The organism is Rhizobium sp. BK060 (assembly GCF_014193145.1).
Taxonomy (GTDB): Bacteria; Pseudomonadota; Alphaproteobacteria; order Rhizobiales; family Rhizobiaceae; genus Rhizobium.
The window spans coordinates 49,500-73,079 of sequence record NZ_JACHYW010000014.1; the positions used below are offsets into that span (position 1 = coordinate 49,500).

General features: G+C 60.8%; 25 protein-coding genes and 1 pseudogene. 11 read left to right on the forward strand and 15 right to left on the reverse strand.

Annotated features, from left to right (window positions below; translation table 11 throughout):
* Nucleotides 1-84 precede the first annotated feature (84 nt).
* The gene (locus tag FHT71_RS16675; RefSeq protein WP_007793088.1) at nt 85-393 is read left to right on the forward strand and encodes a Dabb family protein; all 309 of its coding nucleotides are present in this window, start codon (nt 85-87) and stop codon (nt 391-393) included.
* 34 nt (nt 394-427) lie between these two features.
* Here the strand turns inward: FHT71_RS16675 and FHT71_RS16680 are convergent, their stop codons facing one another.
* The 5 genes from FHT71_RS16680 to FHT71_RS16700 all read right to left on the reverse strand — a co-directional run bounded on the left by FHT71_RS16680 (nt 428) and on the right by FHT71_RS16700 (nt 4,601).
* Nucleotides 428-1,327 (reverse strand): zinc ABC transporter substrate-binding protein, encoded by a 900-nt coding sequence (locus FHT71_RS16680; protein WP_132588482.1) that lies wholly within the window; start codon nt 1,325-1,327, stop codon nt 428-430.
* A 17-nt stretch (nt 1,328-1,344) separates the two neighbouring features.
* Nucleotides 1,345-2,217 carry a metal ABC transporter permease gene (locus FHT71_RS16685; protein WP_007793082.1) on the reverse strand — a complete coding sequence of 291 codons (873 nt, stop codon included), beginning with the start codon at nt 2,215-2,217 and terminating at the stop codon, nt 1,345-1,347.
* Entirely contained in the window at nt 2,214-2,954 is a 741-nt protein-coding gene (locus FHT71_RS16690; RefSeq protein ID WP_132588483.1) for an ABC transporter ATP-binding protein, read from the reverse strand. The genes FHT71_RS16685 and FHT71_RS16690 overlap by 4 nt, the downstream gene beginning before the upstream one ends.
* A gap of 260 nt (nt 2,955-3,214) precedes the next feature.
* A complete protein-coding gene (locus tag FHT71_RS16695) occupies nt 3,215-3,700 on the reverse strand; it encodes a peroxiredoxin (protein WP_007793077.1) in 486 nt (161 codons plus the stop codon).
* Between the two features lie 64 nt (nt 3,701-3,764).
* Nucleotides 3,765-4,601, reverse strand: coding sequence for a protein-disulfide reductase DsbD domain-containing protein (locus FHT71_RS16700; protein WP_132588484.1), 837 nt, complete (start codon nt 4,599-4,601; stop codon nt 3,765-3,767).
* Between the two features lie 139 nt (nt 4,602-4,740).
* On the opposite strand from FHT71_RS16700, the gene FHT71_RS16705 reads away from it, so the two are divergent.
* The gene (locus FHT71_RS16705; RefSeq protein WP_007793069.1) at nt 4,741-5,346 is read left to right on the forward strand and encodes a YqgE/AlgH family protein; all 606 of its coding nucleotides are present in this window, start codon (nt 4,741-4,743) and stop codon (nt 5,344-5,346) included.
* 135 nt (nt 5,347-5,481) lie between these two features.
* Nucleotides 5,482-6,546 carry a putative zinc-binding metallopeptidase gene (locus FHT71_RS16710; RefSeq protein WP_132588485.1) on the forward strand — a complete coding sequence of 355 codons (1,065 nt, stop codon included), beginning with the start codon at nt 5,482-5,484 and terminating at the stop codon, nt 6,544-6,546.
* Nucleotides 6,547-6,560: 14 nt separating this feature from the next.
* On the opposite strand, the gene FHT71_RS16715 is transcribed toward FHT71_RS16710, so the two are convergent.
* The 4 genes and pseudogenes from FHT71_RS16715 to thrC all read right to left on the reverse strand — a co-directional run bounded on the left by FHT71_RS16715 (nt 6,561) and on the right by thrC (nt 12,838).
* Nucleotides 6,561-9,473, reverse strand: a complete 2,913-nt coding sequence (locus FHT71_RS16715; protein WP_007793064.1) for a sensor domain-containing phosphodiesterase — start codon at nt 9,471-9,473, stop codon at nt 6,561-6,563.
* Nucleotides 9,470-10,084: a GNAT family protein gene (locus tag FHT71_RS16720; RefSeq protein WP_007793062.1), complete on the reverse strand. Its 615-nt coding sequence runs from the start codon at nt 10,082-10,084 to the stop codon at nt 9,470-9,472. Before FHT71_RS16720 ends, FHT71_RS16715 begins: the two co-directional genes overlap by 4 nt.
* A gap of 28 nt (nt 10,085-10,112) precedes the next feature.
* The gene (locus tag FHT71_RS16725) at nt 10,113-11,411 is read right to left on the reverse strand and encodes a pitrilysin family protein (RefSeq protein WP_007793060.1); all 1,299 of its coding nucleotides are present in this window, start codon (nt 11,409-11,411) and stop codon (nt 10,113-10,115) included.
* A gap of 3 nt (nt 11,412-11,414) precedes the next feature.
* Nucleotides 11,415-12,838 (reverse strand): annotated as a pseudogene (gene thrC / locus FHT71_RS16730) (threonine synthase).
* 228 nt (nt 12,839-13,066) lie between these two features.
* Here thrC and FHT71_RS16735 point away from each other — a divergent pair.
* Both FHT71_RS16735 and FHT71_RS16740 read left to right on the forward strand, forming a co-directional pair.
* On the forward strand, nt 13,067-13,714 hold the full coding sequence (locus FHT71_RS16735) for a hypothetical protein (protein ID WP_183721180.1): 648 nt from the start codon (nt 13,067-13,069) through the stop codon (nt 13,712-13,714).
* Between the two features lie 55 nt (nt 13,715-13,769).
* Nucleotides 13,770-14,690 (forward strand): diacylglycerol kinase family protein, encoded by a 921-nt coding sequence (locus FHT71_RS16740; RefSeq protein WP_132588487.1) that lies wholly within the window; start codon nt 13,770-13,772, stop codon nt 14,688-14,690.
* Nucleotides 14,691-14,717: 27 nt separating this feature from the next.
* Here FHT71_RS16740 and FHT71_RS16745 read toward each other — a convergent pair whose 3' ends face one another.
* The 3 genes from FHT71_RS16745 to FHT71_RS16755 all read right to left on the reverse strand — a co-directional run bounded on the left by FHT71_RS16745 (nt 14,718) and on the right by FHT71_RS16755 (nt 17,314).
* The gene (locus FHT71_RS16745; protein ID WP_132588488.1) at nt 14,718-15,614 is read right to left on the reverse strand and encodes an MBL fold metallo-hydrolase; all 897 of its coding nucleotides are present in this window, start codon (nt 15,612-15,614) and stop codon (nt 14,718-14,720) included.
* Between the two features lie 203 nt (nt 15,615-15,817).
* Complete coding sequence (locus tag FHT71_RS16750; RefSeq protein ID WP_007793046.1) at nt 15,818-16,507, reverse strand: HAD family hydrolase; 690 nt, start codon at nt 16,505-16,507, stop codon at nt 15,818-15,820.
* Nucleotides 16,508-16,627: 120 nt separating this feature from the next.
* The gene (locus FHT71_RS16755) at nt 16,628-17,314 is read right to left on the reverse strand and encodes a helix-turn-helix transcriptional regulator (RefSeq protein ID WP_183720978.1); all 687 of its coding nucleotides are present in this window, start codon (nt 17,312-17,314) and stop codon (nt 16,628-16,630) included.
* Nucleotides 17,315-17,387: 73 nt separating this feature from the next.
* Here FHT71_RS16755 and FHT71_RS16760 point away from each other — a divergent pair, with 73 nt between their 5' ends.
* The 4 genes from FHT71_RS16760 to FHT71_RS16775 all read left to right on the forward strand — a co-directional run bounded on the left by FHT71_RS16760 (nt 17,388) and on the right by FHT71_RS16775 (nt 20,015).
* The gene (locus FHT71_RS16760) at nt 17,388-17,717 is read left to right on the forward strand and encodes an NIPSNAP family protein (RefSeq protein ID WP_183720981.1); all 330 of its coding nucleotides are present in this window, start codon (nt 17,388-17,390) and stop codon (nt 17,715-17,717) included.
* Nucleotides 17,714-18,067, forward strand: a complete 354-nt coding sequence (locus FHT71_RS16765; RefSeq protein WP_132588490.1) for an antibiotic biosynthesis monooxygenase — start codon at nt 17,714-17,716, stop codon at nt 18,065-18,067. Before FHT71_RS16760 ends, FHT71_RS16765 begins: the two co-directional genes overlap by 4 nt.
* Nucleotides 18,068-18,239: 172 nt before the next feature.
* A complete protein-coding gene (locus FHT71_RS16770; RefSeq protein ID WP_132588491.1) occupies nt 18,240-19,370 on the forward strand; it encodes a site-specific DNA-methyltransferase in 1,131 nt (376 codons plus the stop codon).
* Nucleotides 19,371-19,547: 177 nt separating this feature from the next.
* On the forward strand, nt 19,548-20,015 hold the full coding sequence (locus tag FHT71_RS16775; RefSeq protein WP_007793030.1) for a DUF6790 family protein: 468 nt from the start codon (nt 19,548-19,550) through the stop codon (nt 20,013-20,015).
* Here FHT71_RS16775 and FHT71_RS16780 read toward each other — a convergent pair.
* From FHT71_RS16780 to mutY, 3 genes are read right to left on the reverse strand one after another with little or no spacing between them, the layout of a single operon-like run.
* Nucleotides 20,003-20,368 carry a nuclear transport factor 2 family protein gene (locus FHT71_RS16780; RefSeq protein WP_132588492.1) on the reverse strand — a complete coding sequence of 122 codons (366 nt, stop codon included), beginning with the start codon at nt 20,366-20,368 and terminating at the stop codon, nt 20,003-20,005. The two genes, FHT71_RS16775 and FHT71_RS16780, sit on opposite strands and share 13 nt — an antisense overlap.
* Before the next feature lie 2 nt (nt 20,369-20,370).
* Complete coding sequence (locus tag FHT71_RS16785) at nt 20,371-20,979, reverse strand: HAD family phosphatase (protein WP_007793024.1); 609 nt, start codon at nt 20,977-20,979, stop codon at nt 20,371-20,373.
* A 3-nt stretch (nt 20,980-20,982) separates the two neighbouring features.
* Nucleotides 20,983-22,074: an A/G-specific adenine glycosylase gene (gene mutY, locus FHT71_RS16790; RefSeq protein ID WP_165933040.1), complete on the reverse strand. Its 1,092-nt coding sequence runs from the start codon at nt 22,072-22,074 to the stop codon at nt 20,983-20,985.
* Between the two features lie 97 nt (nt 22,075-22,171).
* Here mutY and FHT71_RS16795 point away from each other — a divergent pair, with 97 nt between their 5' ends.
* Together FHT71_RS16795 and FHT71_RS16800 are read left to right on the forward strand one after the other, a co-directional pair.
* Nucleotides 22,172-22,660 (forward strand): DUF721 domain-containing protein, encoded by a 489-nt coding sequence (locus FHT71_RS16795; RefSeq protein WP_132588494.1) that lies wholly within the window; start codon nt 22,172-22,174, stop codon nt 22,658-22,660.
* A 160-nt stretch (nt 22,661-22,820) separates the two neighbouring features.
* The gene (locus FHT71_RS16800; protein WP_183720984.1) at nt 22,821-23,513 is read left to right on the forward strand and encodes a DsbA family protein; all 693 of its coding nucleotides are present in this window, start codon (nt 22,821-22,823) and stop codon (nt 23,511-23,513) included.
* Nucleotides 23,514-23,580 lie beyond the last annotated feature (67 nt).

Here is a 23,580-nt window from a genome sequence, read left to right on the forward strand (position 1 = left end):
TCTTCAAAACGGCACATCCTTGTCACTTGCCCCTGCGACGTTTCTCCTTATGCTCGCCTGAAAATGGATCCGGGAGGTTATCACATGATCCTGCACTGCGTGCTAATGCGGCTGAAGGCAGCCATGACAGGGGAAGAAAAGCAGTCCTTGTTTGACGCGATCGTCGCATTGAAGCAGGTGATTCCCGGCATCATCGATATCAAGTATGGCCCGAATGTCTCGCCGGAGGGGCTGCATGCGGGCTACGTCGACGGCTTTGCCGTGACCTTCGAAAGCGCGGAAGCGCGCGACGCCTACCTCGTGCATCCAGAGCATGTCGGCGTCGGCGAGCGCATCGTCTCCTCGACGGACGGCGGCTTGGGCGGCCTGATCGTATTCGATCTCAATTATTGAGGCTGGGCCGCGTTGCGCGGCCCAGCTTTTGTCATCAGCTAGCCTTTGCCATTGCCGCAACGAGCTGGTCGACATTGTAGCGGAACATCTTCTCGTAGGTTGATGCCGGCCCCTTGGCGTCCGAAAGAGACTCGACATAGAGCTCGCCGCCAGGCTCTGCCCTCGTCGCCCTTGCGATCTGCCTGATGAGGCGCGGATCGTTGGAGTTCTCGAAGAAATACGTCTTCACGTGCTCGGCCTTGATCTGCTCGATCAGTTTGGCGACATCTGCGGCAGAGGCTTCGCTCTCCGTCGAGACGCCGATCGGGGCGAGGAACTGCACGCCATACTCGCGACCGAAATAGCCGAAGGCGTCGTGGCTGGTCAGGACCTTGCGATGGGCGGCAGCGATGGTCTCGAGCTTCGAATGCGCGTAGGCATCGAGCGCGTCGAGCTTCTTCAGATAGGTCTCGGCATTGGTCTTGAACGCCGTAGCATCGGCCGGCGCGGCCTTCGCGAGCGCTTGCTCGATGTTGGCGACCCAGACCTTGACGTTGACCGGGCTGTTCCAGACGTGCGGATCGGTGACCGTCTGCCCGTCCTCGTCCATGGTGCGGAACTTTATCCCCTCCGAGACGACAACCGGTTTGCCCTTGTAGCCTGAGGCGGTGATCAGGCGGTCCATCCAGCCCTCCAGACCCTCGCCGCTGACGAAAGCCACCTGTGCCGCATTGAGGTTCTTCGCGTCGCTCGGCGAGGGTTCAAACTCATGGGGGTCGCCGTTCGGGCCGACGAGGCTTGTGACCGTCACACGGTCGCCGCCTACCTGGCGGACCACGTCGGCAAGCACCGTAAAGGACGCGACGACCTTCAGCGTCGCGGCAGACGCCGATGTCGTCGAAAATGCCACGAGCGCGGGGAGCATCACTGAGAAAAGCAGTCTGCGGGAAATCATGAGGGTCTCCAGGGTTGTCAGCCCTTCAGGTGCGGGCGAGGGAAATACCGCCAGGCAAGGCCTGACGGGGCGAGGAAGATGGAAAGGCCATAGATCAGCGCCGCCGTCATGATGATCGTCGGTCCGGAGGCGAATTCGAGATGGTAGGAGGCGATGAGCCCGAGATAGCCGGAGGCAGTGGCGCTCGCAGCCGCAATCGCCATCATGGATGGTAGACTACGCGACCAGAGCTGGGCGATCGCCGCCGGCAGCATCATCAGCCCGACCGCCATCAGCGTTCCCAAGGCTTGAAAACTGGCGACAAGATTGAGCACCACCAATAGCAGGAAGAGAAAGTGATAGATCGGTCCACGCCCGCCGATGGCCCGGAGAAAGCCTGGATCGAAGCATTCCGCGACCAGCGGCCGGTAGATGATCGCGAGCGTCATCAGGGTCACCGTGCTGATGACGCCGATCTCATAAAGGGCAGGCGCATCGATCGCGAGAATGGTGCCGAACAGGACGTGCAACAGGTCGATATTCGAACCGCGTAACGAAACGATGAGCACGCCGAGCGCCAGCGAGGACAGATAGAAGCTGGCAAAGCTCGCATCCTCCTGTAAGGACGTCACGCGGCTGACCATGCCGGACAGCAGTGCAACAGAAAGCCCGGCAACAAGCCCGCCGAGGCCCATCGCCGTCAGCGAGAGCGAGCCGGCCACAAGGTAGCCGATGGCCGCGCCGGGCAGCACGGCATGGCTCATCGCATCGCCGACGAGGCTCATTCGCCGTAGCATCAGGAAGACCCCGATCGGCCCGGAGCCAAGTCCCAGACATAGGCAAGCGACAAGCGCGCGGCGCATGAAGCCATAATCGGCGAAGGGCGCGAGAAGGAGATCGTAGGCGGTCATCTCGCGGGCTCGCAAATACCGGCGCTCTCGTCCCACCGCTCGGCCATCACCCGCGCTTTGCGCAGGTTTGCCGGGGACATGACATCCGCCGTTGCCCCCCAGCGGATAACTTCGCGCGCAAGTAGGAGTGTTTGCGGAAAGTGGGCACGGACCTGCTCGAAATCGTGCAGGACGGCAAGGACCGTTCGGCCTTCGCCATGCCAGTCCGCAACGATCTCCAGAAGATCCCGAGTCGTGCGGCCATCGATGGCCGTGAACGGCTCGTCAAGAAGAATGACACTCGCGTCCTGCAGGAGCAGCCGCGCAAACAGCACGCGTTGAAACTGGCCCGCCGACAGCGATGCGATGCTCCGCCGTTCGAAGCCCTCCAGCCCCACCACGCCCAGTGCGTCGTGCGCTCTGCCGCGGTCGGCCGATGCAATGCTTAAGAAGGCTCCAGCTTGCCGCCAGGATCCCAGCAGAACCGTGTCGAGCACCGAGATCGGAAAGCGGCGGTTGATGTCGGCTGCCTGTGGCAGATAGCCGAAATCCGTGCGCTTCAACCGGTGCCTTATTGTGCCGGAGGAGGGACGGAGCTCTCCTATGATGGCTTTCAACAGGCTGGATTTGCCGGCTCCGTTTGGGCCGGCAATCGCAGTCAGGCTGCCGGCCGCAATCGTTCCGGAAACATGATGCACGGCGGGATGCCGTTCGTAGGCGACAGTCAGATCCTCAAGCTCAATCGCGATGTCGCTCATGGCAGCAGCGTTGCCCAATGGATCGCCGCCCAGAGCGGGATACCGATTAAAGCGACGTAGAAGACACGACGTCCGGCGGAGAGCGCCATCAGGCCCGGACAGGTTGGAAACTTTGAGAAACGCATGCTTGTACCAAAATGTAATAACATTACGTGTTATGTTATAACAAATGGGGCGAAAAAATGGCAACGCCTGAAATTAAGCGGCGAAACAGAAAAGCGGCCGCAAGGGCCGCCTTGAGATGGTGGGTCAGTGAAGCTTTACAGCTGCTCCAGCATTGTCGCAGCACCGGAAACCGTAGCCTGGCCTGGGCTCTCTTCAACGTTCAGTGATTTCACGACGCCATCGTCGATAAGCATGGAGTAGCGCTTCGACCGAACGCCGAGGCCGCCGGCCGAAAGGTCGGCGTCAAGACCGAGCGCCTTGGTGAAGCCCGCGTCCCAATCGGCAAGGAAGTGAATCTTGCCCATGCCGCCGGAAGACTGGGCCCAGGCGCCCATCACGTGCCAATCATTGACGGCGACGACGGCGATATCGTCAACGCCCCTGGAAAGGATGGAGTCGCGGTTCTCCAGATAGCCCGGCAGGTGGTTCAGCGAGCAGGTGGGCGTAAACGCGCCGGGGACCGCAAAGAGAACAACGCGCTTGCCCTTGAAGAGCTGCTCCGTGGTAATCTCGACCGGGCCATCCGACGTCTTTTCCTTGAAGGTGGCCGGAGGAAGCTTGTCGCCGATTGCGATGGTCATGGACGTCTCCTTGTCATGTATGGCGGTGCAGATACCGCGATTTTGGCGCGACTATAGACCGCGATTACTCAAAGACAAGCGGCGTCTCGATCGCGCGCGAGCCATCGATGACGAGCGCGCTCCATGCCTTTCCGTGGACGTTGTATCCCTTGGGAAGCTTGCCAACTGCAAGTTTTGTCGTGAATTTGTTGCCGTCGCGGTGGGTCGCCATCTGCTTGGTAAAGACGTGCCCGCTCGGGCCTGCCACAATCACCTCGGGTGCGCTTTCGCCACTCTCCGGCAGGGTAATGCTGAGTGAAAGTTCCGTCATGTCCGCCGACAGGGTGTGGTGGTCGACTTTGAATTCGGAGGAGGCGGCTTCCGGCAAGGTGGCAGCGGCAGCCTTGAGAATTGCCTCCTCGGCTGGGCGCGATTGAGCCGACGGCTCAAAGGTCAGCGATAACTCAGCCTGAAAGGGGATGCAGATTTCCTTGCAGATGCCGATGAAGGCATTTGCCTTGATCTCGTGAGTGGCGGCGTCTTTTGCGGTGAGTTGCAGCGGGAACGTCACCGACGCGTCGTAGGCGACCTCGTCGACCTTTCCATCGACGATATGCTTCGGGATCGGATAGCTCATCTTGTCGAGGAAGACGGCGTCCGAGGAGAAGCTGACTTGGGGCGGGATGCCGCTATTCCCGGGCTCGCGCCAATAGGTGATCCAGCCCGGCTTCGGCTCGATTTGCAGGCCGGCGCGTATCTTCCCGCTTGCATCAGGCGAAAGCGCAATCAGCCGCATCCGGCCGCCCTCATTGTCGGCCCAGGCGCTCATCTCCGCCCGAGCCGGCGGGGAAAGCTGCAAGATGACCACGAGCAGGCACGAGGCGGGCCAGAATGGGCGAACGGCGAGTGAAATAGTCTCCATGGATCAACCGTTTATTGAAAATCCTCATGCTCGGCTAGAACTCGCCATCACTTAAGTCTTCATTTTCAGTTGATTGATCCGTGACATTGGCTCATGCTCATGGTGTCGGGGCCTCGTGCGGTCTGGCAGAGGAGGAATGATGTCCTTGGCGACCCTGAAAAACAAAAGAGAACGTGGTTTCTTCGACGGCCAGTTTCTCATTGCCATGCCGGGCATGGAGGATCGCAACTTCGCCCGCACAGTGATCTATATCTGCGCCCATTCGGATGCTGGCGCGATGGGGTTCGTGATCAACCGCCCGCAGAACCTGACCTTTACCGACGTTCTCCTGCACCTCGAAATGATCAAGGACGAGGAGGCCATTGTCCTTCCCCCACATGCGCGCGATTGCCCGATCCAGACCGGCGGGCCGGTGGAAAGCGGCCGCGGCTTCGTCCTGCATTCCGATGACTATCTATGCGATTCCAGCATTCCCGTCAGTGACGATATCTGCATGACAGCGACGCTCGACATCATCAGGGCGATCTCCAAGGGCAAGGGGCCGAAGCGAGCCACCATGCTGCTCGGCTATGCCGGCTGGGGCGCAGGTCAACTGGAGGCCGAAGTCGGCAACAACGGTTGGCTCACATGCCCGGCCAGCGAAGAACTGATCTTCGACCGCAGCCTCGACGACAAGTACGAGCGCGCTCTGGCCACCATGGGTATCAATGCCGCCATGCTTTCGGCCGAGGCCGGCCACGCCTGACCCGCGGAACGATCTGCACAAAAAACGCGTTCTCCTGGCGCCGCGGCGGGCATGAACGCCGTCTGGCGGTAACTGCGCATGCCCGCTGCATCCCGTGTCGCGGGCTTTTCGATGACGGGATCCGCGAGGAGCGCGATGCGACTGTTTGCCTGCGACAACTGCGATCAGGTTGTGCATTTCGACAACCGCCAATGCGTCCGGTGCAGCCATCGGCTCGGGTTCCTGCCGCATGACCTTGCCATGCGTGCGCTGGAGCCGCTGGATGATGACGGATGGCAGCTCGCAGGCCGCCGGGATGGGCAGGTTCGCTTTTGCGCCAACGCCGGGCTCGACATCTGCAACTGGCTGATCGGTGCGGGGGATGACGGCGATTTCTGCCTCGCCTGCCGCCACAATCGACTGGTGCCGAACACCAATACGCTGGACGGCGTAGACCGCTGGCGAAACATCGGTCAAGCGCAACGGCATTTGTTTTATTCCCTCCTGCGGTTGAAGCTTCCGCATCCAGATCGGCAGCAGGATCCAGACGGCGGCATGGTCTTCGATTTCCTCGAGGACACTGTGCAGAGCGACGGCAACGTCGTTGCCGCGATGACGGGCCACAAGGAAGGGGTGATTGCGATCCGCGCGGCGGAGGCGGACGGCGTCACCCGCGAACTGGCGCGCACGTCGATGAACGAGCCCTATCGCACGCTGCTTGGCCATTTCAGACATGAAACCGGGCATTTCATCTGGAACAAACTGGTTCGCGACCGCAACGCCTTCGACGGCTTTCGCGCGATCTTCGGCGATGAGCGCCAGGACTACGCCGCCGCGCTGCAGAACCACTATGCGAATGGCGCGCCATCAGGATGGCAGGACAACTTTATCAGCGCCTATGCGGCTGCCCATCCCTGGGAGGACTTCGCAGAATGTTTCGCCCACTATCTCCACATTGTCGACGCCCTGGAGACGGCACACACCTTCGGCATTGCGATCGATCCACGTGGGCACGAGGAAATGGCGGCGGAGGTCGATTTCAATCCGTATCGGGCGCGCAGCGCCGAGCAGCTTGTCAGCGCCTGGATTCCGCTAAGCGTAGCGATCAACGCCATCCAGCGCAGCATGGGCCAGCCGTACTCCTATCCGTTCGTCTTGTCACCGCCTGTGGTGGCCAAGCTGGAATATGTGCATCAGCTTGTCCAGCAACGTGGCATCTGACGGCTGCGGGCAGCTTAGGCGCGCTTCGTCAGCGGGAACCGCTCCTTCAGCAGGCGCAAGACGGACTCCGATGCCATCGGCGGTCCGAAGAGGTAGCTTTGCCCAAAGGTGCAGCCCATCTTGGCGAGCTCGATCGCATCCTCGTTGGACTCGATCCCCTCGGCGACGACCTTCATGTCAAGCTCGCGGGCCATGGCGATCACCGAGCGGAGCACGGTCGCCTTCTTGTCGCTCGCATCGCACACCATCGTCTTGTCGAGCTTGATCGTGTCGAACGGGAAGCGCGTCAGATAGGCAAGGGAGGAATAGCCGGTTCCGAAATCGTCAAGCGCAAGGCCGAGCCCCATTTCTCGCAGCTTCTCGAGCACAAGGCGCGCCTGTTCCGGGTTCTCCATGACCATGGATTCCGTCAGCTCGAGCTTCAAACGCGAAGGATCGCAATGGGTCTTCGCCAGCACCGAGCGGACATCTTCATAAAGCTCGTTGTTCAGCAGCTGTGCGCTGGAGAGGTTGATCGAGACGAAGATCGGCAGCTCGCCGGTCTGGTTCTCCCAACCCATCAGGTCGTTCGTCGCCTGCTCCAGGGCAAAGATGCCCAGCATGTCGATGATATCGGATGTCTCCGCAATCGGAATGAACTCCGAAGGCGGGATGCTGCCGCGCTTCGGATGCTCCCATCGCATAAGGGCTTCGAAGCCAGCGATCTCCACGTCCTCCAGCCCGGCGATCGGCTGGTAGACCATCGACAGTTCCTTGCGCTCGATGGCGCGGCGCAGATCGGATTCGAGCTGCAGCCTGTCGGCGCCGAAATCGCGGAAGGCGGGCTGGAACGGCTCAACGCGATTGCCGCCGGCGCGCTTGGCCCGGTACATCGCGAGCTCCGCATCGCTGAGCATTCCAGCGGCGCTTTCCTGCTGATCGACGAAGGAGGCAAGGCCGATCGACGCCGTCAGGATGATCTCGCGATTGGCGAAGTTGATCGGCACCATGATCGCCTTGCTGATCGCGTCGGCGAAGTCTGCCACCTTCGTCGGGTCACGCTCGGAAGTCAGGATAAGGCCGAACTGGTCGCCGGAAAGGCGTGCGAGCGTGTCCTGCGGTTTGAGAAGACGACGCAGACGGCGCGTGAGTGCGATCAGGATGTTGTCGCCGGCGGCGATCCCGAGCGTATCGTTCACCAGCTTGTAGCGATCGATATCGATCACCATCACCGTCGGGCGCAGCGTTTCGCCGCCGGGTGCCAATGCAAGCACGGCCTGCAGGCGATCGAGGAACAACTGGCGGTTCGGCAAACCGGTCAGGTTGTCGTGCAGCGCGTCGTGCAGCAGTCGTTCGACTGAGTTCTTCTGTTCGGTGACGTCGACGATGGTGCCGACGCAGCGGATGATCTCGCCGTTGGAGCCGAGCACCGGCCGCGCGCGGATAAGCAGCCAGTGGAAATGACCATCTTCGGCACGGATGCGGAATTCGTGGTTCAGTCGGCCGCGGCGATGTTCGAGCAGGACGTCGAGGGTTGCCCGGAAGCGGTCGCGATCGTCGGGATGGAGCCGCGGCAGCCAGTTGCGGGCAGCGCCATGCATCGCGCCGGGCGGTAAGCCGAGCTTGACGGAAACATCCGGGATCGTGACGACGCGGTCGCGCGCCACATCCCAGTCCCAAACCATATCGCCCGAGCCTGTCAAAGCCAGCGATTGACGCTCCAGATCGGAAAACAGACCCTGCTGGAACGCGCCGCCGGCAAAGGCATGCTGCATAACGGTAAAGCCGATCAGCAAGACGATGAGAACAAGGCCACCGCCTAGAGCCGGCTGGATGATGTCGTTGTCGAGCCGGCCGGTGATCGTCAGCCAGGCTCCGAAGATCCAGACGAGGATCAGCGCCCAGGCCGGCACCAGAAGAATAGCGCGGTCATACCGGTTGAGGCCGAGATAGACGATCAGCAGAAGACCCATCGTCGCCGTCAGCGCAAACGACAGGCGCGCGATGCCGGCGGCGATTGCCGGGTCATAGATCGCGACGCCGAAGAGCAGCGCCAGGCCGAGCACCCAGGCGAGCGTGAGGTAGCCGAGATGCGTGTGCCAGCGGTTTAGGTTGAGGTACGTGAACAGGAAGATGACGAAGCTGGAGGCGAGGGCGACTTCGGCGCAGGCGCGCCATATTCGCTGGTCGGCTGAAGCGATGCTGATCAGCTTGCCGAGAAAGCCGAAGTCGACGCAGATATAGCCGAGCACCGCCCAGGCTAGCGCGGCCGTCGCCGGCAGCATGGACGTGCCCTTGACCACGAAAAGGATTGTCAGGAACACAGCGAGCAGGCCGGCAATGCCGAGCACGATGCCGCGATAAAGCGTAAACGCGTTGATCGTGTCCTTGTAGGCGTCCGGTTCCCAGAGATAGATCTGCGGCAGTTCCGGCGTCGTCAGTTCGGCAACGAAGGTGATCACCGCACCGGGGTTGAGCGTGATGCGGAACACGTCGGCCTCGTCGCTCGGCTGCCGATCGAGCGCGAAACCTTCGCTCGGCGTAATGGCGATGATGCGTTGCGAACCGAGGTCGGGCCAGAACAGCTTCGAATTCACCAGGCGGAAATGGGGCGCCACGATCACGCGCTCAAGCTGCTCGTCGGAGACGTTGGCGAGCGCGAAGACGGCCCAGTCGCCCTGGTGGTTGTCGGAGCTGGCACGTACCTCAATACGGCGGCGGATACCATCGGCACCGGCAGCCGTCGAGACTTGAAAGGCTTCCCCTTGGTTGGCGTAGATTTCCGTCGTGGCAGTCAGATCGAGCGCTGTATCGTCACGGGAGATCTTGACCGGTTCGGCTGCCTGAACATGGCCTGCCGCTAGCATGAAGGCTGACAGCAAGAGAGCTGCGATCACCGCGATCAATCGTCCGGCCGGTGATGAGAGCAGCATGCGATTGTTAGTCATCGGCTGTCGGTTATCCTGCCTTTATCGGTGTCGGTGGCGAGCAATGAGAACATCACATGGTCGTGCCACTGACCGTTGATTTTCAAGTATCCGCGCAGATAACCTTCCCGCTGAAACCCGGCTTTTTCAAGCAGGCGGATGCTCCGAGCATTGTCTGGAATACAGGCTGCTTCGATACGGTGCAACTCAAGCCCTGCGAAGATATAGGGTATAACCAATTGAAGTGCGGCGAACATGTGGCCCTGGCCGGCGTATGCCTCGCCCATCCAGTAGCCAATCATGCAGCTTTGTGCTGCACCGCGCCTGATGTAGCCGATCGTGATGCCGCCGAGCAGCGTCATATTCTGCTTGTGAAAGAGGAAGAGCGGGATGGCCTGGCCGGAGGCGTATTCCTGCTTGCCGCGGATGACGCGGGCGCGGTAGGCGCCCTCGGTCAACTCGTCGCGGCGCCATGTCGGCTCCCAGGGTTCCAGAAACTGCCGGCTGGCCGCCCGCAGCTTATGCCACTGGTTGAAATCCTGGTAGCGCGGTAGGCGCAGCACATAGTGCTCGTTCTCGAGTTCCACTGAATCCGGTTGCCGCGACAGGAACCGAAAAACCGATTTTGCCATCGATCACCCCCGGCACATGGATATCAGGTCAGACGAGGGCCTGTTTGCTCTGAGGAGCGGGCGAGGAAAGAGATGCGGCGATGTCTTCCATTGGAGCCAAATGTTCGAGCGGGCCGATGGCCGAGAGCGTCGGCACGGTGTCGAAGAACAGGCGTCCAGCAAGATCCGTCAGTCGCCCGACCGTGATGCCTTCCAACCGTTCCATCATCTCCTGGTTGGAGATCGGGCGGCCGTAAAGCATCATCTGCCTTGCGATCTGACCGGCGCGGGCGGCTGGACTTTCCTGACCCATCAGCAGCTGGGCGCGGATCTGGGCGCGGGCGCGTTCGATTTCCTTCTGCTCGATGGTTGCTGCCGACTTGTGAAGCTCGTCAATGATAACGGGCACCAGTTCCGGCAGGTTCTCGCCGCCGGTGGCGGCATGGATGCCGAAGATACCGGTATCGGAAAAGCCCCAGTGGAAGGCATAGATGGAGTAGCAGAGACCGCGGATCTCGCGCACTTCCTGGAACAGGCGGGACGACATGCCACCGCCGAGGATGTTGGCGAGAATCTGCGAACAGTAGAAGTCGCGGGCGTGATAGGCCTTGCCTTCGAAGCCGAGCAAAATCTGCGCATCCATCAGGTCGCGCGTCTCGCGGATGTTGCCGCCGATATATTTTGCCGGCTCCATCACGGGCGTTGCCGATGGAGAGGTGGGAAGGCTGGCGAAGCGATCCTCGACCATGCGAACAAACTCGTCGTGCTGGACGGCGCCGGTCGCGACGACGAACATCCGGTCGGTCGTGTAATTGCGGCTGAGATAGCCACGGATCTGCTGCGGCGTGAACGACACCACGGTTTGCGGCGTACCGAGGATCGCCCGGCCGAGCGTCTGGTCGCGATAAGCGGTTTCTGAGAACTTGTCGAAAACGACGTCGTCAGGCGTGTCGTTTGCGGCGTTGATTTCCTGCAGGATGACCTGCTTTTCGCGCTCGAGTTCTTCCTCCTCGAAGGCTGATTCCGTCAGGATATCGGCAAGGATGTCGACGGCAAGCGGCACATGGTCCTTGAGAACGCGGGCATAGTAGGAGGTCGTTTCCGTGGAGGTCGCGGCATTGACCTCGCCGCCGACATCCTCGATCTCTTCGGCGATTTCACGCGCGCTGCGGCGCGCCGTGCCCTTGAAGGCCATGTGCTCGAGCAGGTGGGCAATGCCATGCTCGTCTGTCGTCTCGTTGCGCGATCCTGATTTGATCCAAACTCCCAGCGCAACGCTTTCCAGATGCGGCATGGTCTGTGTGACTACTGTCAGCCCGGATTTGAGCCGGGTGCACTCAACTGTCATTGGTTATCTTTCTGCGCCTGCTTTACTTAGGCCCGACTATGCTCGCCGATGAAGGTCTCAATGGCTTTGAGCTCAGGCTTCACGATCTGAAAGCGCTCCTCCTTGTGCATCAGATCAGCAAGCCACGTCGGAAGCGCGGGGTCAATACCGGAGGCGGATTTTACGGCGGCCGGGAATTTCGCCGGGTGCGCGGTGGCAAGCGTAACCATCGGCGTGTTCGGTTTCTCGTGCTTTGCCGCAACGAAGACGCCGATCGCCGAATGCGGATCGAGGAGATAGCCGGTTTCGGCATGGGTTTTCTTGATCGTTTGGGCGACCTGTTTCTCGCTGGCGCGGCCGGCGCGGAAGTCCTTCTTGATGAAGGCAAGGGCCTCCTTCGCAATCTCGAAGCCGTTGGATTGCTTCAGACTATTCATCGCCGCGCGGACCTTGGAAGCGTCGCGATCATAGGCCTCGAACAGCAGACGCTCGAAGTTCGAGGAGATCTGGATGTCCATCGAGGGCGAGGTTGTGGCCTTCACCGCCTTCATCTCGTAGCGGCCGGTCTTCAGCGTGCGCTCCAGGATATCGTTCTCGTTGGTGGCAACGACAAGTTTGCCGATCGGCAGGCCCATGCGCTTTGCGCAGTAACCGGCAAAGATGTCGCCGAAATTGCCGGTCGGCACGGTAAACGAAATCTTACGGTCCGGGCCGCCGAGCGCGATTGCCGTCGTGAAGTAGTAGACAATCTGGGCCATGATGCGGGCCCAGTTGATCGAGTTGACGCCAGAGAGTTTGACACGATCGCGGAACGGCGCGTCGTTGAACATCGCTTTGACGAGGTTCTGGCAATCGTCGAAATTGCCTTCGACGGCAAGCGCGTGAACGTTGGAGGCGGTGGAGGTTGTCATCTGACGCTGCTGCACCGGCGACACCTTGCCGTTCGGGAAGAGAATGAAGATGTCGGTGCGTTCGCGGCCGGCAAAGGCGTCGATGGCGGCGCCCCCGGTATCGCCGGAGGTTGCGCCGACGATGGTCGCACGCTCGCCGCGCTTTTCCAGCGCGTAGTCCATCAGCCGGGCGAGCAGCTGCATGGCGACATCCTTGAAAGCCAGCGTCGTGCCGTGGAAGAGTTCCATGACGAAGCTGTTCGGACCGGCCTGCACAAGCGGGGCGATCGCCGGGTGGCGGAAAGTCCCATACGCCTCGTCGATCATCGAACGGAAGGTCTCGCCCGGAATCTCGCCATTGGTGAAGGGCAACAGGATGGCGAAGGCAATCTCCTGATAGCTCTTGCCGCGAAGCGCCCGAATTTCCTTTTTTGAGAAATGCGGCCACTTGCGCGGCACATAAAGGCCGCCATCGCGCGCCAGACCCGCCAGCAATGCATCGCAGAAACCGAGGGAAGGGGCTTCGCCGCGGGTCGAGATATAATCCACTGTCGTCATCCTTGATGTGCCGGCCGGAGAAAGTCCGGGTTGGAGGGAAAGTATGCCTCGCGCCGCATCTCGCTTGCCCTGCCGGCCATCGCCTGCAATCCCGAAATGTGCATCAAAACGGTTCTTACCCAATCGATTTTTGTTTGCGCCGCTGATATAGACCATCGCAAACTGTCACGAAAGGCCTGCCATCAAGTGATTGGGCCTGCCAAAAAACTTTGTGGAGAGGGTGGAATAATCGTGCTTGGCAAGGTCTCGCGTCTCATCGTTTCAGCTTCGCTTGCGGCAATTCTTGCCGGTTGCAACTCCCTTGGCGTCGGCGGTGGCTCGGACAGCGCAACGGCACCGGCCCAGTCGAATAGCAATGGGCAGATCATGCCGCTGGCGCCAGCCAACCCGTCGTCCAACGATCCTTCGATCGGTACCGCCAAGACCGCGTCGGGCGCCACTGCCCCGGTTGTCCAGGGCGCGTGCCCGCAGATGTTCATGAAGGACAGCGACGCAATCTTCCGGACTTATGCCGGCGGAGCCAGGACCGGTGATGCGGAGAAACTCGCCTACCAGGCATCGATCGGCGACTACAGCCGCCAGTGCAGCCTCAACGACACGAACCTGACGATGACGGTGGTTGCCCAACTTCGCGTTCTCGCTGGTCCGAGCGGTTCGTCTGGCAAAGTCACGCTTCCGGTCCGTATCACGGTCTACGACGGCGAGGATGCGCTCTATTCGGAAGTGACGAACTTCCCGGTCGAGGTCGGCTCCGGCGCCACGCAGGCCCTGTTCCGCAAGGACGGCATCAAGCTTCCTGTCGGCTCTGGCGCGCTGGTGCGCGTAAACATTGGTTTCGATCAGGGACCGGTGTCGACGAAAAAGAAGAAGGCCTGAAAAACGTCCTTATTTCCGCTTCGCTATGCTGGCTGGCGCGGGGAGCGCAGACCGCTTGAAAATCGGTATCGTTTTGAACCCGGCGTCCGGCCGGCGCGGAAAGAAATTGTTCTGGTCGACGCTGCGGCGCGCCATCGAGGCGAGATTCACCGATCTGAGCCTGCGTGAAACCAAGGGCTTCGGCGATGCCGAGCGCTTCGGGCGCGAACTGGCGGATGATGGCGCCGACCTTGTGATCGCCGTCGGCGGCGACGGGACGATCGGCGAGGTGGCCGGCGGCATTCTGAAATCGCAGCGGCCGGCTACGGCCTTCTCGTTCATCGCCACCGGGACCGGCTGCGACTTCGCCCGCAATTTCCCGATATCGCGCGACCCTGCCAAGATCGCCGAAGGGCTGATGTCTCCGTCCGTGCGGCAGATCGATGCCGGGCTGCTGACCTGCGACGATGAGGACGGCGACACGGTGACGCGCCACTTTGCCAATATCGCAAGCTTTGGCGTGTCTGGTCATATCGTGCGTGCCGTCAACGAGGCGCGCCCGGGCCAACGCCTGCCGGGACCGATGGTCTTCCTCTTCCACAGCCTATTGCAGATCCTGCGCTACAAGCCGCGCAATATCCGCCTTCGGCTGGATGGCGAGGATGTCTATGACGGTCCGATCACGGCGGTCGCCGTTGCCAACGGCGCCTGGTTCGGTGGTGGCATGAAAGTGGCTCCCGACGCGGATGTCGCCGATGGCCTGTTCGACGTAGTCATCATCCGCGGCGCCGGCAGGCTGAAGGTGCTGTCGCTGATGAACGGCATCTATGGCGGCGGCCACGTCAGGAGCCCGCTTGTCAGCATCCATCGCGCCAGGCTCGTCGAGGCATGGCCGATCTGCAAGGAGCCGATTCCCATCGACAGCGACGGCGAGGCACCCGGGAAACTTCCGGCGCGCTTTGAGATGCTCGCCGGCGTCCTCGGCCTGAAAATCTAGCGATTGCGAGGGCTAGCGAGGGAGTGATCATGAGACCTGTGGTGCTTGCGAGAAACAACCCACTATGCGTGCTTGAACTGTCGCCCCGAGGTTGGTTCCGTGACACCTTTCATAGAATTCCACCACCCGCGGCGGCATGTCGGCCGGGATCGCCACGAAATCCTGAAGTCGAAGGTCCATCAATTTGGCCAGCTCGGGGTTGGATAGTTCCCGCTCGTTTAGGTTTTCGACGCGGGCAGCCAATTCTCGGAAGTATGACAAGTTGTCGTTCACAGTGGAAGGCGAGAGCGTCCTTCCGTGGGCAGGGATGACAAATCTAGCGTCCAAGTCACGTATTCGTTCGAGGGATGAGCAGATCAGCCGGAGATCACTGGCGGTTTTGCTCCAGACCTCCGGAATAGGGTATTCCACCGCGTCGACAGCCAGGCAGACACGGATTTCCGGAATCCACACCGCAATATGGTCAGGCGTGTGCCCCGGTGTGTGAATTAGCTCGAGCGTGAGATCGCCGCCATGAAGGGTCATCGAACCTGAAAAGGTGATGTCAGGCGCTATGAGCTCGACGTTTTGAAACCGCGAATCCTCGCCTATCTTCTCGTTCAGAACTTGGAGGGAGGAGGGGTCGTTCAGACGTTCACGTGCAGCAGCATGGGCGACAATAGGGGCTTTCCCGGCAATCGCAGCGTTGCCCCAGAAATGATCCCAGTCCATGTGCGAATTTACGACGATCAGAGGACGAGCGCGCACGTCCTCATCAAGGAGATCCAATGCCATCCGACATAGCTCAGGCGTTCCGAGAGTGTCGATCAGGACGTTAAATCTCTCGGTGCGCACGAAGATGGCGTCAACCTCGTCTCCCGCCCTGACGATGGTGATCCGATCGTCAAGCTCGGGATAGGAACATAATTCCACGGAAATAGTCATGCGAGACGGCCTCCATCAGACAGAGATCACTCCGATAGCTGAATGGTTCCGATCTGTCTCGGTGCAGAGAGCGAAATTCTACTGTCCGATAAGGCACCCCATCCCATAGCAAAATCGGTGGCAGCGTTTCGACGCTGCAACCGACTTTGGAGTTGGACGCCGGATAGGGCCGGGCGAGCGCCTGCGCTCGAGAGCAACCGACGTTACAGAACGCCTTCCCACTCGGCGAGCGCGGCAACGACGCCGGGCAGGTCGCTCATGCGGGAGATGGCTGTTTCGGCGCCCGCATCGGTCAGCCTGTCGGCATGCGCCGGATAGGTGTGTGATGCGCCGGTAAAGCCGATGACGCGCATGCCTGCTGCACGCGCGGCGTGGACGCCGTGAACGGAGTCTTCGACGACAACGGCGCGGTCAGGCGAAACGCCCATCTGCTTGGCGCCATGCAGGAAGACGTCCGGCTTCGGCTTCACGCGATCGGGACCAAGGTCCTTGGCCGAGAAGATATGCGGCGCAAACAGCGGCTTCAGGCCCACCTTGCCGAGCATCATGTCGAGCCGCGTGCTGCTGGAGTTGGAGCAGATGCAGCGCTTCAGCTGCAGACGCGAAAGGGCGGCTTCAACACCCGATATCGCTTGCACGTCCTGCTCCAGACGCAGGTCGAGCAGCTTCTCGGACTTGTCAAGCAGAGACGCGGGGATCGGAATGCTGGCCTCGCGCTCGACCTGGAAGAGAATGTTCTGCCAGGTCATGCCCGCGAAGCGCTCGCCCATTTCCTCGATGCTGATTGGGTAGCCCGCTTCGGTGAGAAGCTTGGATTCCACATCCGCAGCGATGATTTCCGAATCGACCAGAACGCCGTCGCAGTCGAAGATGATGAGGTCGAAGCCGTCCATTTATTCGCGCCTTGTTTGGGATGATGCCCCTTTACACGATGCCTGGGCGAAGCTCAACCGATAGCAAGGCATGGCTGGATTGCGCGCCGCGGGCGGCTTGGATTTTGCGGTCGTTCGCGGCTATTTGGTGGCAGTAAACAGCGCGAGAAACTGCCGTTCGCCTTCTGGAGAAAAAACGACGGAGCGGCTTTCGGCGGTGCGGCGGGCCCAGCCTTTGTCGAGAAAATTGGAAAGCAGGGCCTTGCCGAGGCCGCCGGCGAGATGCGCCCGTCGCTCACTCCAGTCCAGGCAGGAGCGACAAAGCGGCCTTCGCGACGATTTCAGAGCCTGCACGTCTATGCCGATGCACGTCAGCTCGCTTTCACCGGTCTCCGTCAATGCAAGGCCATCGCCGAATGCGTCGATCGCGCCTCGAGCGATCAGGCTGTCGAGCATTCGCACGCCGTAATCGCCGGCGAGGTGATCGTAGCAAATACGCGCCTTGCGCAATGCCGGCTCCTTTGGCCCCGGCTTGTGGCGCAGATGGCCGCGCCCGGCGGCAAAGCCCATGATGCTTTCCAAGAACTTGCCAACGCTGTCATCCGCCAATGTGAAGTAGCGATGGCGGCCCTGCTTGCGCTGCACCAGCAGGTTGCCGGCCTCCAGCTTGGCGAGATGCGTGCTCGCCGTCTGCACAGTAATGCCACCGGCGGCAGCGAGCTCTGTCGCCGTCAGCGCTTTACCGCCCATCAGTGCGGTCAGCATGTTGGCACGGGCGGGGTCGCCGATCAGCGCGCCGATCTGGGATATGTCAGGTCCTTCCTTCATACTTCGATCCTAACCGAAGCATTGTCGTCCCGCAATGTGCGAAAACTGTCTCCAGACAACATTGGAGACGACGATGATTACCTGCTTCATCCGCTATGAGATCGATCCCTTCAAGAAGGAGGCCTTTGCCGAATATGCCCGCAATTGGGGCCAGGCGATCCCGCGCAACGGTGCCGATCTCGTCGGCTATTTCGCCCCGCATGAAGGCTCGGCAACGACCGCCTACGGCGTCTATAATATCGATAGCCTCGCCGCGTATGAAGCCTATCGCGCCCGCCTTGCTGCCGATCCGCTCGGCAAGGAAAATTACGAACTCGCCAAGCGCGAACGTTTCATCCTGAAGGAAGATCGCATCTTCCTCAAAAACGCTTCCCTTCCTCACGCAAAGCTGGTGATGCCATGATCGCTGTCATCTTCGAAGTCTTGCCCTTCATGGGCGAACGCCACACCTATCTCGATCTCGCCGGTGAACTTCGCGGTGAACTGGAAAAGATCGACGGCTTTATCTCGATCGAGCGCTTCGAAAGCCTCACCAATCGCGGCAAGCTGCTTTCGCTCTCCTTCTGGCGTGACGAGGAGGCGGTAAAGACGTGGCGAAACCTCGAGGCGCACCGCGCTGCCCAGCACGCCGGCCGCAACGGCGTCTTTGCGGACTATCGGCTGCGGATCGGCCACATCGTCCGCGACTACGGCATGAACGAGCGCGCCGAGGCACCGGCCGACAGCCGCAAGGTGCATGACGTCGCGGCTTAGCTGCGCCAGTCGGAAAGGGTGGGCAGGCATCGTTTGGCGGCCGACCCTTTCTACCGCCGAACCGGCGCTGCGACTTATTTTCCCGAAATCGCTCATCCCTTCAGGCTTTGGTAACCAAACTGAGTAACCATAACGGACAGTAAAAGCGTAATGTGTATGAGCGAGTTTCCAGATGGCGTCAGTATTTCCGCTTGCCGATCTCAAGGCCTCCGCAAAGCCGGACTCCTGGATCGACACGATCATCAAGGGCGATTGCGTTGCTGCCCTTGAAGCCCTGCCGAACCACTCCGTAGACGTCATTTTCGCTGATCCACCGTACAACCTCCAACTTGGCGGCACGCTGCATCGCCCCGATCAGTCGCTGGTCGATGCTGTCGATGACGCGTGGGATCAATTCGCTTCCTTCGAGGCCTATGATGCCTTCACCCGCGCCTGGCTGCTCGCCTGCCGCCGCGTCCTGAAGCCGACGGGCACGATTTGGGTTATCGGCTCCTATCACAACATCTTCCGCGTCGGCGCCACGCTGCAGGATCTGAACTTCTGGATCCTCAACGACATCGTCTGGCGCAAGACCAATCCGATGCCGAACTTCAAGGGCCGTCGCTTCCAGAACGCGCATGAGACGATGATCTGGGCGAGCCCGAACGCCAAGGCCAAGGGCTACACCTTCAACTACGATGCCATGAAGGCGGCCAACGACGACGTGCAGATGCGCTCCGACTGGCTGTTCCCGATCTGCAGCGGCAATGAGCGCCTGAAGGGCGACGACGGCAAGAAAGTGCACCCGACGCAGAAGCCGGAAGCATTGCTCGCCCGCGTCATCATGGCCTCCTCGAAGCCGGGCGACGTCATCCTCGATCCGTTCTTCGGCTCGGGCACGACGGGTGCCGTCGCCAAGCGTCTTGGCCGCCACTTCGTCGGCATCGAGCGCGAGCAGGATTACATCGATGCGGCCTCCGCCCGCATCGAAGCGGTCGAGCCGCTCGGCAAGGCCGAGCTCACCGTCATGACCGGCAAGAAGCAGGAAGTCCGCGTGGCTTTCAACGTGCTAGTCGAAAGCGGCCTGATCAAGCCCGGCCAGGTGCTGACCGATGCGCGCCGTCGCTACAGCGCAATCGTTCGCGCCGACGGTACGGTGGCCTCCCGTGGCGAGGCCGGTTCCATTCATCGCCTCGGGGCAAAGGTCCAGGGCCTTGATGCATGCAACGGATGGACATTCTGGCACTTCGACGACGGGCAATCCCTGCGCCCGATCGACGAATTGCGGTCCGTGATCCGCAGTGATCTGGCAAAGGCGGAATGATGCGCGCCTTCACCTGATCGAGACTTCCTTCTTCCGGTGTTTTGTACCTCCAGTTACGGAAGAAGGCCTGGCGCCCGGGGATCAACACCCCGGGCGCTCTTCATTTTGGCTCGCGCAGCAGCGCAATTCCGTGCCATGTATCGGTGACTGATGATCCGAACAGGCAGGGAACTGGCCATGTATCTTGCGATCATACTGTTGCTGATGTTTGTTTCGCCGCTGGGCTCGGTGGTCGCCGAAGCGCAGTGGGGCACAGACGCCAACCTCGTCTTCATGATCGGAAAATGGTTCGTCTTCTGGGGCGTCGGCCTGCGATTGCTTGTGGCCAGCCTGAAGCAGATCGTCAATCCGGCCTTTACGGCCGAGACGATCTTTGGCGTCACCGATCACAAGGCCCAGCCACTGGTCCAGGAGATTGGCTTCGGCAACCTGTCGATCGGCATGCTTGGCCTGCTCAGTTTCTTCGAGCCGCAGTGGATCGTCCCTGCCGCGATCACCGGTTGCCTGTTCTTCGGCCTTGCCGGTCTCAAGCATCTTCTCGAACCAGGGAGGAACAGGTCGAGGACCATCGCGATGGTTTCCGACCTGTGGCTCTTTTTCGTGCTCGCCTTCTACCTTTCGGCAGCGTTCTTTCAGAACGCCTGATAGTCGGTTACCTCGACGTGAGTGATACGACCATCTTCATTGAAGGTGATCGTCTCTTCGCCCTCCCGCACCAGCGGTTTGCCCGTCTTGCTGTGCGTCGCACGAACCGACCAGACGGCGCGGCCGGCATTCGGGCTGACCTTCTCGACCAGCGTGTCGATTGCCGTCTGGTCCGGGTAGTCGTCGAAATACCTGCGAAAGGCGACCATGATATCGGCTCGCCCGGACAGGCTGCCGACACCGTTGGAGACATAGGTCGCATCTTGCGCGAAGCAGTTCTCGATCGTATCGAAATCGAGCGCATTGATGGCGCCGTGGAAGCGCTTGATTTCTTCAGCCGGATCGAATGCCATGATCAGACCCTCACGCCACGCGCTGCAAGATCGGCACGCAGCTGGTCGGCGCCGGTGAAGAGAACCGCATCCCAGCCGGCGGCTTTGGCGCCCTCGACGTTGGGGGCGGAGTCGTCGATGAAGATCGTCGCCGCCGGATTGAGGCCGAAGCTCTTCGCATGCGTTTCGTAGATCGCGATATCGGGCTTGATCAGGCCGACGTCGCCGGACACCGTGACGCCGCGCGGCTTAGTAAGGAACGGGAAGCGGACCTGCGCCTCGCGGAAGGTGTCGGATGCGAAGTTGGTCAGCATCGTCACATCCTGGCCATCGGCAATCAGGCCTTCCATGATCGCGACGCTGTCGTCGTAGGAGTGCGGGACCATCTCGTGCCAGTGGTTCCGGAACGCGCGGATATGCTCCTCACGATCCGGATGAACTTCGATCAGCAGGGCTTCGGCATCGGCCCAGGTGCGGCCGCGGTCCTGCTCGACGTTCCAATCATGGGTGCAGACATTTTCGAAGAACCACTTGCGCTCGCCCTCATCGGGAATGAGGCGGCTGAACGGAATATTCGGATCGTAATGGACGAGAACTTTTCCGATGTCGAAAACAATATGATCAATGGGCATCGATTAATCCTTGGCATGTTTGAACGCGAGCGGAATAGCTGCGGTGATTGCTTTTTTCATGACAGTCGGCAACGCCTGCGAGTCAAGATTTGTAACCGCTTCCCACCAACCGTTATCCGTTTGAATTCGCGAGGGGATCGCGACGCGGTAGATGGAAAGCCTGAGCTCGAAATGGGTGAAGACGTGGGTCACGGTCCCGCAGGGCTCCCAAGCCGCCGGGAACGGTGCAGCACTGGCCGACGTTTCTCCGTTCTGCCTCGCCGTCCAGTCGGTCGTCGGCACTTCGGTCATGCCGCCGAGCAGGCCGCTCTCGATGCGCCGCCGCAACAGAACGTCGCCATCCGGCGTAACGGCGATGAAGGCTGCGCCTCGCCGTATAGGCTTTTCCCTCTTGGCGGCCTTGACCGGAAAGTGTTCGGGATCATGCAGACGCAGCGCCTCGCAGGATCCCCTGAGGGGACAGAGTGAACAGGCGGGCCGCTTCGGTGTGCAGATCGTCGCGCCGAGATCCATCATCGCCTGGGCGAAGTCGCCGGGCCGATCTTTCGGGGTTAGCAGAGCCACCTTCTGCTTCATCAGTGGTTTGGCAGCAGGCAGTGGGGTGGCGATCGCGTAGAGGCGCGAAATCACCCGCTCGACATTGCCGTCCATGACGGCTGCCTGCCGGTTGAAGGCGATCGCCGCCACTGCAGCGGCCGTGTAGTCGCCGATGCCGGGAAGCGATCTCAGTCCTTCCTCGGTGTCTGGAAAGACGCCGTCGTGTTCGCGCGTCACGGCCTCGGCGCACTTCTTGAGGTTGCGGGCGCGGGCGTAATATCCGAGTCCGGCCCAAGCAGCCATCACGTCTTCGCTAGCGGCGTCGGCAAGATCGCGCACCGTCGGCCAGCGCGCCAGGAAATTGGTAAAGTAGGGCTTTACCGCCGACACCGTGGTCTGCTGCAGCATCACTTCGGAAAGCCAGACATGGTACGGATCGGCCTTGACGCCGCGCGCCGCCATCGGCGGGGAAACGCGCCATGGCAGGTCGCGATGGTGGCGGTCATACCAATCGAGAAGGGGCTTGGCGGCGGGCGCGTCCAGTGTTGTCGATGTCATCATTTGCCGTCGTCAGGGGAAGTGCCCTATACTTGGCGAAGCAATGCCGCGCGATCAAGGCAGTGGTGCCGGATGGCAGCGCGATGTGAAGGTTTCGATGAGTTATCCACGCAAAGGTGAAAAGCAAATCTCCGAATTGGCGAACGGGCTGATCGATCCGGTGCTTGCAAAGCGCGCCGGCATCAATACGGCGCTGCTCGGCTCGTGGAATGAAATCGCCGGTGAGGAATTTGCCGATTGCACCCGGCCGGAAAAGATTGCCTGGGCGCGCGGCAATGATGACGGAGGCTTCCGTCCGGGCGTGCTCACGATCGCCTGCGAGGGCGCCCGAGCACTGTTTTTGACCCATGCGCAGGGTGAGCTGATCCAGCGCGTCAACAGTTTCTTCGGCTTCGCCGCTGTTCATCAGATCCGTATCGTCCAGAAGCCTGTCTATCAGGCGGTCAAGCGCTCCCGCACTCCGCCGCCATTGAAGGGCGCGGCAGCCGCAAAGTTGGAGGACATGATGGAAGGCATCGAGGGCGACAAGCTGCGCGAAGCGGTAAAGCGTCTCGGCACGGCCGTGCTGGGGAAGCGCGGCCGCTAGTGCCTTACAAGTATTGCCGCGGCAATTCTGTCCGCAATTTAATCTGGCGGTCCAACCAAGGTCACAATTCTTTGAAGAAAGTTGGCGAAGCGTGCCTTGTTCAGGGCTTCGAGCCGTTATATCGCACTGTCAGCCACTACTCTCATTCATGGGGAACTTCATGCCGATTTCCGAAATGCAACTGACGAAACGCCAGCTTCTGGGCGGCGTGGCTGCCGCGACGGCGACCCTGGCGGTTTTCAGCACCGCGCATGCCGCGACCGAAATGCCCAAGCCCGACGGCGACGTCGACATGGCTGCCGTGCTGAAGCCAGGCGAGCTGCCGGAAATGGCACTCGGCAAGGAAGACGCCCTGGTCACGATCGTCGAATACATGTCGATGACCTGCCCGCACTGCGCCCACTTCCACACGGCGACCTTCGACGAGATCAAGAAGAAGTACGTCGATACGGGCAAGGTGCGGTTCATCATCCGCGAATTCCCGTTTGATCCGCGTGCGGCCGCTGCCTTCATGCTGGCACGCTGCAATCCTTCCAAGCCGGAAGAATTGAGCACCGCCGAACAGTATTTTCCGATGGTGGCCATGCTGTTCAAGCAGCAGCAGACCTGGGCCGCTGCAGACGATGGCCGCGCTGCACTGCTTCAGATGTCCAAACTTGCCGGATTTACTGAGGATAGCTTCACGAAGTGCTTGACGAACCAGAAGCTGCTGGATGAAGTGAACGCAACGCGGGAAAGGGGTTCCAAAGAGTTTGGCGTCAATGCCACGCCGACTTTCCTCATCAACGGCAAGCGCTATTCTGGAGACATGACGGTTGACACCATGTCGGCCCTTATCGACAGCCTGCTCTAAACTGAACCGTATCCGATCGACGGGCGACGGCAGAGGCCGTTCGCCCGTTGTTTGCCTTGTGCGGCGC

What these genes read in the sequence shown, in the direction of transcription:
- FHT71_RS16750 (WP_007793046.1), bottom strand. Translation starts at nt 16,507, where the DNA reads ATGGACGGCTTCGACCTCATCATCTTCGACTGCGACGGCGTTCTGGTC.
- FHT71_RS16675 (WP_007793088.1), top strand. Translation starts at nt 85, where the DNA reads ATGATCCTGCACTGCGTGCTAATGCGGCTGAAGGCAGCCATGACAGGG.
- FHT71_RS16795 (WP_132588494.1), top strand. Translation starts at nt 22,172, where the DNA reads ATGAGTTATCCACGCAAAGGTGAAAAGCAAATCTCCGAATTGGCGAAC.
- FHT71_RS16680 (WP_132588482.1), bottom strand. Translation starts at nt 1,327, where the DNA reads ATGATTTCCCGCAGACTGCTTTTCTCAGTGATGCTCCCCGCGCTCGTG.
- FHT71_RS16770 (WP_132588491.1), top strand. Translation starts at nt 18,240, where the DNA reads ATGGCGTCAGTATTTCCGCTTGCCGATCTCAAGGCCTCCGCAAAGCCG.
- FHT71_RS16785 (WP_007793024.1), bottom strand. Translation starts at nt 20,979, where the DNA reads ATGCCCATTGATCATATTGTTTTCGACATCGGAAAAGTTCTCGTCCAT.
- FHT71_RS16765 (WP_132588490.1), top strand. Translation starts at nt 17,714, where the DNA reads ATGATCGCTGTCATCTTCGAAGTCTTGCCCTTCATGGGCGAACGCCAC.
- FHT71_RS16755 (WP_183720978.1), bottom strand. Translation starts at nt 17,314, where the DNA reads ATGAAGGAAGGACCTGACATATCCCAGATCGGCGCGCTGATCGGCGAC.
- FHT71_RS16780 (WP_132588492.1), bottom strand. Translation starts at nt 20,368, where the DNA reads ATGGCATTCGATCCGGCTGAAGAAATCAAGCGCTTCCACGGCGCCATC.
- FHT71_RS16700 (WP_132588484.1), bottom strand. Translation starts at nt 4,601, where the DNA reads ATGGAGACTATTTCACTCGCCGTTCGCCCATTCTGGCCCGCCTCGTGC.
- FHT71_RS16720 (WP_007793062.1), bottom strand. Translation starts at nt 10,084, where the DNA reads ATGGCAAAATCGGTTTTTCGGTTCCTGTCGCGGCAACCGGATTCAGTG.
- FHT71_RS16710 (WP_132588485.1), top strand. Translation starts at nt 5,482, where the DNA reads ATGCGACTGTTTGCCTGCGACAACTGCGATCAGGTTGTGCATTTCGAC.
- FHT71_RS16800 (WP_183720984.1), top strand. Translation starts at nt 22,821, where the DNA reads ATGCCGATTTCCGAAATGCAACTGACGAAACGCCAGCTTCTGGGCGGC.
- FHT71_RS16705 (WP_007793069.1), top strand. Translation starts at nt 4,741, where the DNA reads ATGTCCTTGGCGACCCTGAAAAACAAAAGAGAACGTGGTTTCTTCGAC.
- FHT71_RS16690 (WP_132588483.1), bottom strand. Translation starts at nt 2,954, where the DNA reads ATGAGCGACATCGCGATTGAGCTTGAGGATCTGACTGTCGCCTACGAA.
- FHT71_RS16745 (WP_132588488.1), bottom strand. Translation starts at nt 15,614, where the DNA reads ATGACTATTTCCGTGGAATTATGTTCCTATCCCGAGCTTGACGATCGG.
- FHT71_RS16695 (WP_007793077.1), bottom strand. Translation starts at nt 3,700, where the DNA reads ATGACCATCGCAATCGGCGACAAGCTTCCTCCGGCCACCTTCAAGGAA.
- FHT71_RS16685 (WP_007793082.1), bottom strand. Translation starts at nt 2,217, where the DNA reads ATGACCGCCTACGATCTCCTTCTCGCGCCCTTCGCCGATTATGGCTTC.
- FHT71_RS16715 (WP_007793064.1), bottom strand. Translation starts at nt 9,473, where the DNA reads ATGACTAACAATCGCATGCTGCTCTCATCACCGGCCGGACGATTGATC.
- mutY (WP_165933040.1), bottom strand. Translation starts at nt 22,074, where the DNA reads ATGACATCGACAACACTGGACGCGCCCGCCGCCAAGCCCCTTCTCGAT.
- FHT71_RS16725 (WP_007793060.1), bottom strand. Translation starts at nt 11,411, where the DNA reads ATGACAGTTGAGTGCACCCGGCTCAAATCCGGGCTGACAGTAGTCACA.
- FHT71_RS16775 (WP_007793030.1), top strand. Translation starts at nt 19,548, where the DNA reads ATGTATCTTGCGATCATACTGTTGCTGATGTTTGTTTCGCCGCTGGGC.
- FHT71_RS16760 (WP_183720981.1), top strand. Translation starts at nt 17,388, where the DNA reads ATGATTACCTGCTTCATCCGCTATGAGATCGATCCCTTCAAGAAGGAG.